This is a genomic window from Synechococcus sp. R6-10, assembly GCF_047461815.1.
Classification (GTDB): domain Bacteria; phylum Cyanobacteriota; class Cyanobacteriia; order Thermostichales; family Thermostichaceae; genus Thermostichus.
Genome location: NZ_JANSHW010000232.1, coordinates 1 through 6,570 on the forward strand (window position 1 = coordinate 1; position 6,570 = coordinate 6,570).

5 protein-coding genes and 1 pseudogene are annotated in these 6,570 nt (G+C 56.3%); 4 read left to right on the top strand and 2 right to left on the bottom strand.

What is annotated here, in order from left to right; genetic code table 11:
- The 4 genes from NW837_RS07305 to NW837_RS07320 form a co-directional block, all read left to right on the top strand.
- On the top strand, positions 1-769 hold a 769-nt coding region (locus NW837_RS07305; RefSeq protein ID WP_414330259.1), incomplete at its 5' end, for a CmpA/NrtA family ABC transporter substrate-binding protein.
- Positions 770-1,291: 522 nt separating this feature from the next.
- Positions 1,292-2,119, top strand: a complete 828-nt coding sequence (gene ntrB, locus NW837_RS07310) for a nitrate ABC transporter permease (protein ID WP_414330262.1) — start codon at positions 1,292-1,294, stop codon at positions 2,117-2,119.
- Positions 2,120-2,187: 68 nt separating this feature from the next.
- A complete protein-coding gene (locus NW837_RS07315; RefSeq protein ID WP_414330265.1) occupies positions 2,188-4,185 on the top strand; it encodes a nitrate ABC transporter ATP-binding protein in 1,998 nt (665 codons plus the stop codon).
- Positions 4,186-4,247: 62 nt separating this feature from the next.
- A complete protein-coding gene (locus NW837_RS07320; RefSeq protein ID WP_099834627.1) occupies positions 4,248-5,087 on the top strand; it encodes an ABC transporter ATP-binding protein in 840 nt (279 codons plus the stop codon).
- Positions 5,088-5,162: 75 nt separating this feature from the next.
- Here the strand turns inward: NW837_RS07320 and NW837_RS07325 are convergent, their stop codons facing one another.
- A complete protein-coding gene (locus tag NW837_RS07325; RefSeq protein ID WP_011432249.1) occupies positions 5,163-5,954 on the bottom strand; it encodes an ADP-ribosylglycohydrolase family protein in 792 nt (263 codons plus the stop codon).
- A gap of 103 nt (positions 5,955-6,057) precedes the next feature.
- Positions 6,058-6,570: pseudogene (locus tag NW837_RS07330) on the bottom strand (CRISPR-associated protein Csx3); the annotation flags it as partial.

The following is a 6,570-nucleotide window of genomic DNA, read 5'->3' on the forward strand; positions in this document are numbered from 1 at the left end:
CAATCAAGATTTTTGGATCCGTTACTGGTTTGCTGCTGGGGGGGTAGATCCGGATCAAGACATCGACCTGTTGGCGGTTCCCTCTGCCGAAACGGTGCAGGGAATGCGCAATGGCACCATGGATGCTTTTAGCACCGGGGATCCCTGGCCCTACCGGATTGTGGCCGATGGGATCGGGTTTATGGCGGCCCTTACCCAACAGATTTGGCCCTTTCACCCCGAAGAATACTTGGCCATTCGCGCCGATTGGGTAGAGCAAAACCCCAGGGCCACACAAGCCACTTTGATGGCGGTGATGGAAGCGCAGCAATGGTGCGACGATCCGGCCAACCGAGAAGAACTGACACGCATTCTCTCAGGGCGTGCCTACCTGAATGTGCCGGTTGAAGTTCTCACCCCTCCCTTTCAAGGCAACTACGAATTGGGAGACGGCAAGCCAGCTGTTCAAGATTTCAATGCCGGGCCCTTGTACTGGGAAGATGGCCGGGGCAGCGTCTCTTACCCCTATAAGAGCCATGACCTTTGGTTCCTGACGGAATCCTTGCGTTGGGGCTTCCACGCTCGCTTCCTTCCCGATCTGGATACTGCCCGTCGTCTGGTGGATGAAGTGAACCGTGAAGATCTCTGGCGTGAGGCCGCCCAGGCACTGGGGGTGAAGAACATCCCCAACAACACCTCGCGGGGAACAGAGCGTTTCTTTGACGGTGTGGTGTTTGACCCACAGGATCCGCAGGCTTACCTGAACAGCCTGAAAATCAAAAGGGTCTAGCTGAATAGCTTGATTGGGCCAAGTTCCTCACCTTCTTTCGCAGGAAGTCCATGGCTTACCGTTTCCTTGTTCGAATCTCTCGCGCGACAGGGATCCTGCCTACCTGTGGGATCCCACGAGGTCGAAAAAAGCGGTGCCGAGCTTTCTGCCCAAACGATGGAAAGTTGATGGATGCTATGAGCCTCGCACTTTTTGAATAACTTTGAATGCTATGTTGAGGATCGGCTATGTTGGCTCTACTTCACGTTCCGCGCGAACTCTTCAGGGATCCTCCTTTTGAGAGGCCGGCCCAGCCCCGCTGGGACAAGCTCATCCTTTCAATAGCCGTAGGAATCCTGAGTTTTCTGATTGTCGTGAGAGTTTTGTTGAGTTTGCAATCCCTGTGTTTGCCCATCCAACGAAAAGGCAAGGCCAATCCCAGTTCATGCTCTGTTTCCAACACGTTGTAGAACCCTGCGGCTGGAATGTTCTGAGAGCGCGACAACAGAGAACCTTGTAAAACCCTATCCTCCTCTAGGAGCTATGACGACAACACTTTCTTCTCCGGCAAAATCTGCAACGGCGAAGCTCGATTTGGCGAAGTACCGAGATCAGATTCTCCCCCCTGTGGTGGGTATTGTTGGATTCCTGCTCATCTGGCAGCTCTTGGCCAGTGCCAACCTTATTCGGCTGCCGGGGCCCTGGGATGTGTGGATGGATGAGCGCAGCCGATATCTGATCCTGCATCCTTTGTACCGCAACAGCAACCTCGACCAAGGGCTGCTGCGCCAAACCTTGGCCAGCCTACAAAGGGTGGCCATCGGCTATTGCAGTGCCGCTTTGGTGGGCATCACGTTGGGCATTTTGGTGGGAAGCAGTGTGTGGATCAACCGAGCTTTGGATCCCATTTTCCAATTTTTGCGCATGGTAGCTCCCTTGGCTTGGGTGCCCATATCTTTGGCTGCTTTGCAACGCAATGAGCCGGCTGCCCTGTTCGTTATTTTTATTACCTCAATTTGGCCCATTCTCATCAACACGGCTGTGGGGGTGAGACAGATCCCGGAAGACTACATCAACGTCTCCAAAGTGCTCAAGCTCTCCAAAGTGGACTTCTTTTTTAAGGTGTTGCTGCCCTCAGCCCTGCCCTACATGTTCACAGGTCTGCGCATCGGCATCGGCCTGTCTTGGCTGGCGATTATTGCCGCAGAGATTGTGATGTCGGGTGTGCCGGGGATCGGCTTTTTCATCTGGGATGCCTACCAGCAGAACTACGTTACGGAGATCATCGTTGCCGTCATCTACATCGGAGCGGTGGGATTGCTTTTGGATCGCCTGATGTCTGTTTTGCAAAACAAGATAGCCAACCAATGATGTGTTGGATGTGTTGTCAGTATGTGGTTGGTTTGAGGCTAGACGGGTGATAGGTTGGGAGGTTTTCTGTGTCTGTATTGGTCAGTGTGGAGCAGGTGGAAAAATCTTTTGCTCTGCCCGGAGGGCAGGAATACCTTGCTCTGAAAGGGATCGATCTGCAAATCCATCGAGGGGAGTTTGTCTCCTTAATCGGCCACTCCGGCTGTGGCAAATCCACCCTATTGAACATGGTGGCGGGGCTGTCTTTGCCTACGGGGGGGATCGTGGCTTTGGATGGGCATACCATCACCGCTCCCGGCCCCGATCGCATGGTGGTGTTTCAGCATTACTCGCTTTTGCCTTGGCTAACGGTTCGGCAAAACATTGCGCTAGCGGTGAATGCCGTTCTTAAAAACCATTCTCCGGCGGAGCGTCAGCAGATCGTGGAAGAGCACATTGATCTGGTGGGCTTGCGCCACGCAGCAGATAAGCTCCCAGCCCAATTGTCCGGGGGTATGAAGCAGCGGGTGGCCATTGCCCGTGCCCTGGCTTTGCGGCCCAAAGTGTTGTTGTTGGATGAGCCATTTGGCGCTTTGGATGCGCTCACGCGCGGGAACTTGCAAGAGCAGTTAATTCGCATCTGTGAAGAACATCAGATGACCACTCTCATGGTCACCCACGATGTGGACGAAGCGGTTCTTCTGTCAGATCGTGTGGTCATGCTCACCAATGGGCCGGGATCCCGAATTGGGAACATTTTAACCATTGACATTCCTCGGCCCCGCCGTCGGCTGGAGGTGGTCAACCATCCCAGCTACTACAGCTACCGCAGCGAGATCATCTACTTTTTGAACCAACAAAAACGGATTAAGCAATGGCGTGCTCGCCGCAGCACTGTGGTGGCCAGGCATGGCTTGGAAAAGATCAACCTGGAGATTGGCTTTGTGCCCCTCACTGCCTGTGCTCCCTTGGCTGTAGCTAAAGAAAAAGGGTTTTTTGCCAAACACGGCTTGGAAGAAGTGAATTTGGTGCGGGAAACCAGTTGGCGAGGGATCCAAGACGGCATTCAGGGAGGTTATCTGGATGCGGCCCAAATGCCCGCCGGTATGCCGGTGTGGATGTCTTTGGGCGGAGGGGATAACCCGCCTCAGCCGGTGGTTACGGCCCTCACCTTGACCCGCAACGGCAATGCCATCACCTTGCATAAGCGGTTCTACGAGCAAGGGATCCACACCCTCAGCCAGTTGAAGGCTTACATTCTGGATAGTCCCAGCCGTCGGCTTACCTTTGGGGTGGTGCATCCCAGCTCTATGCACAATTTGCTGTTGCGCTACTGGCTGGCAGCCGGTGGGATCCACCCGGATCATGACGTGGTGCTGAAAACGCTGCCTCCGGCCCAGATGGTGGCCAACCTGACAGCCGGCAACATCGATGGGTACTGTGTGGGAGAGCCCTGGAATTTGCGGGCAGCCTTAGAGGGCAGTGGCTTTACGGTGGCTACAGATCTGGAGATTTGGCTGGGCCATCCCGGCAAAGTGTTGGGGGTGCGAGAAGATTGGGCCAGAGCCTACCCCAACACCCACATTGCCTTGGTCAAAGCGCTGTTGGAAGCCTGCCGCTACTGTGAAGACCCGGCCCATCACGACGAGATTCGCGAGCTGCTCAGCCGCCGCGCCTACCTGAGCACCGACCCATCCTACATTCATCTGGGGGATCCCCAGCGCCTAATCTGTGACTTGGACAGGCCGATGCGGGAATATGCCCACCACCGCTTCTTTCTCGGAGCCGGCAACCGTCCCAGCCGCACCGAGCATCTGTGGATGATGACCCAAATGGCCCGCTGGGGGGATCTGCCCTTCCCTCGCAACTGGGTGGAGATCGTGGAGCGGGTATGTCAGGTGGGGGTGTTCAGCACGGCAGCCCGCGAGCTGGGACTGGATGTCTCCTACCAAAGGCAGCCCATTCAGTTGTTCGATGGGATCCCCTTTAATGGCGAGGATCCCTTGGCTTACCTCAACAGTTTGGCGATTAAGCACGACATTTACATAGCCGAGGTTGCTTTGGATCGTCGTCCTGTGTTGCTCTAGAGGTTCCCTTTGCAAAAGCACGTTCCCAGTTGTGAGAAAACGATGAATTGGAGCACCCCACGATGACTGCCCTCTTGACAACCTCTACCCCAGTAGCCACAGCCGCAGAACCCTACTTAACCCTTGAGAATGTCAGCAAGACTTACCCAACTCCTAAGGGGGAGTATCCCGTCTTGCGAGATATCAATCTTAGGGTCGATGCAGGAGAATTTGTCTGCATAGTTGGACATTCCGGCTGTGGCAAAACCACGCTGCTGAATATGGTTTCTGGCTTTACCCAGCCCACCAGCGGCTCGGTGAAGCTGAAAGGCCAGCCGATTACAGCTCCTGGCCCAGATCGCATGGTGGTGTTTCAGGGATATGCCTTGTTACCCTGGCTCACGGTCTATGAAAATGTTTACCTGGCCGTCCAGTCGGTCTTCCCTCAAAAGAGCCAGTCGGAAAAGCATCAAATTGTAGAGGAACACCTGAATTTGGTGGGGCTGGGGGAAGCTGCCCAAAAATATCCCCCGCAAATTTCCGGAGGGATGAAGCAGCGGGTGGCCATTGCCCGTGCCTTGGCGATTCGACCAGAAGTCCTGATTTTGGATGAACCCTTCGGGGCCTTGGATGCCATTACCAAAGAGGAGCTTCAAGAGGAGCTGTTGCGCATTTGGGATGAACATCGCTGCACGGTTTTGATGATTACCCACGACATTGATGAGGCGCTGTTTTTGGCCGACCGCCTGGTGCTGATGACCAATGGCCCTGCAGCCACCATCGGGCAGATCGTGACCATCCCCTTCCCGCGCCCTCGGGATCGCGAGCGGATTCTTGAAGATCCGCAGTACTACCGCCTGCGCAACTCGGTTCTCAGCTATCTCTACGGCCATGAAGCCAACCCAGAGGCGGCTTACCGGTAAATCCAACCTGGAGCAGTTGACGGAGCGAGAGGGCGACAAGGCAACCCAAAACCCAAAAACCACACACCTTGGCCATCAGGTGCAGCCCCTGGTCAGGCGATCCGCAAACCTCTCTTGGAACTCGCACACAACGCCGTGCAACCGCTCGTCCAAAACGGCCAGCGTCCGGGATGCGATCTCGTCCGGCACGCCGCCGAAAAACGCCTCCGCAATGCCCCCGGCAATGCAGGCCATGGTGTCTGCGTCTCCACCAAGGGAGATGGCGTTGCGCACCGCGTCTTCAAAACCGTCTGCCTCTAGGAACGCGATGATCGACTGGGGCACCGAGCCCTGACAGGAGACATCGAAGCAGTAGTGCTCCCGGATATCGTCCAGCCGCTCGGATAGGCAGTATCCGAACTCTTGCTCGATGTACGTCTTGATGTCGGCCTTGGTGTACCCTGACCGGGCGAGAAACACGGCGGCTGCCGTAGCCTGAGCGCCGCGGATGCCCTCCGGGTGGTTGTGGGTTACCTCGGCACTGGCCCGCGCCTGGGCCAGCACTTCTTCCAGCGTGTTGCAGGCGATGCCAATGGGGCTAACCCGCATGGCGGCTCCGTTGCCCCAACTGTAGTACGGCTCACGGCAGCGATGCTCGGCCCAGTGGATGAAGCTGCTCCCGTACCCAGCCTCTGGGTAGGCGTGGAAGTACTCATGGTACCAATCGACGTAGCTACCGCCCCGCAGCAGCCGCTCGGCCACAGCGACCGTCAGAACCGTGTCATCGGTAAATTGGCTGGCCTCGACGAACAGCGGAAAGTTCTTCGTTTTGGTGCCCGAGTGCTCATGGACAGAGCCGATAACATCCCCGGCAATGGCTCCCAGCATCAGTACCCTCTCCTTTTTCTTTTCCCAGTTCTCAATCTCCCGGTTCTCAATCTCGCCGTTTCCGAAAAGGCTCGCCCGCCCATCCAATTCTGAATCCGCACCCCTAGGCAATCAAGCGGCGCACCGCCCGAAGCAGCTCCGCGGGGGGAGGAGAGTTGGGATCCCAGCGAATTTCCAACTCAGGTGAGTCTTTGAGCACTTGAGGAGGGCCGGGCGAGGTGTGCAGGATGGCCACACAGCGCAAATTGCCCCGGTCTCGACAAAACTCGTGCCAGAGAGGGATAGCCTCGGGATCCCGGCTGACCACCAGGTAGTGGGAGCAGGCTTCCAGGATCGGCTGCTTTTGCGGATCCACCTTGCCGCCCACATCCACAATCACCAAACTCTTTTGCCGGCGCAAAGCCAGAATGGCCTGGGCATGGAAGCTGAAAAATTCGGGGGTAAAAGAGCCCCGGTACTGGTGCTTGAGGATCTTCGCCTCTTCTGGTGGCAAGTCTAAAGTCCAATTGCCTTCCCCATCCCAATGGGCCCGTTGCAGATAAATATCGGGATGCTCCGGCAGCAGAGCTTCGAAGAGGGCACGGGCAAGACGGCTTTTGCCACTGTCGGGGGGGCC

Excerpts from the sequence above, each read along its gene's own strand:
- ntrB (WP_414330262.1), top strand. The coding sequence starts at position 1,292 with ATGACGACAACACTTTCTTCTCCGGCAAAATCTGCAACGGCGAAGCTC.
- NW837_RS07320 (WP_099834627.1), top strand. The coding sequence starts at position 4,248 with ATGACTGCCCTCTTGACAACCTCTACCCCAGTAGCCACAGCCGCAGAA.
- NW837_RS07325 (WP_011432249.1), bottom strand. The coding sequence starts at position 5,954 with ATGCTGGGAGCCATTGCCGGGGATGTTATCGGCTCTGTCCATGAGCAC.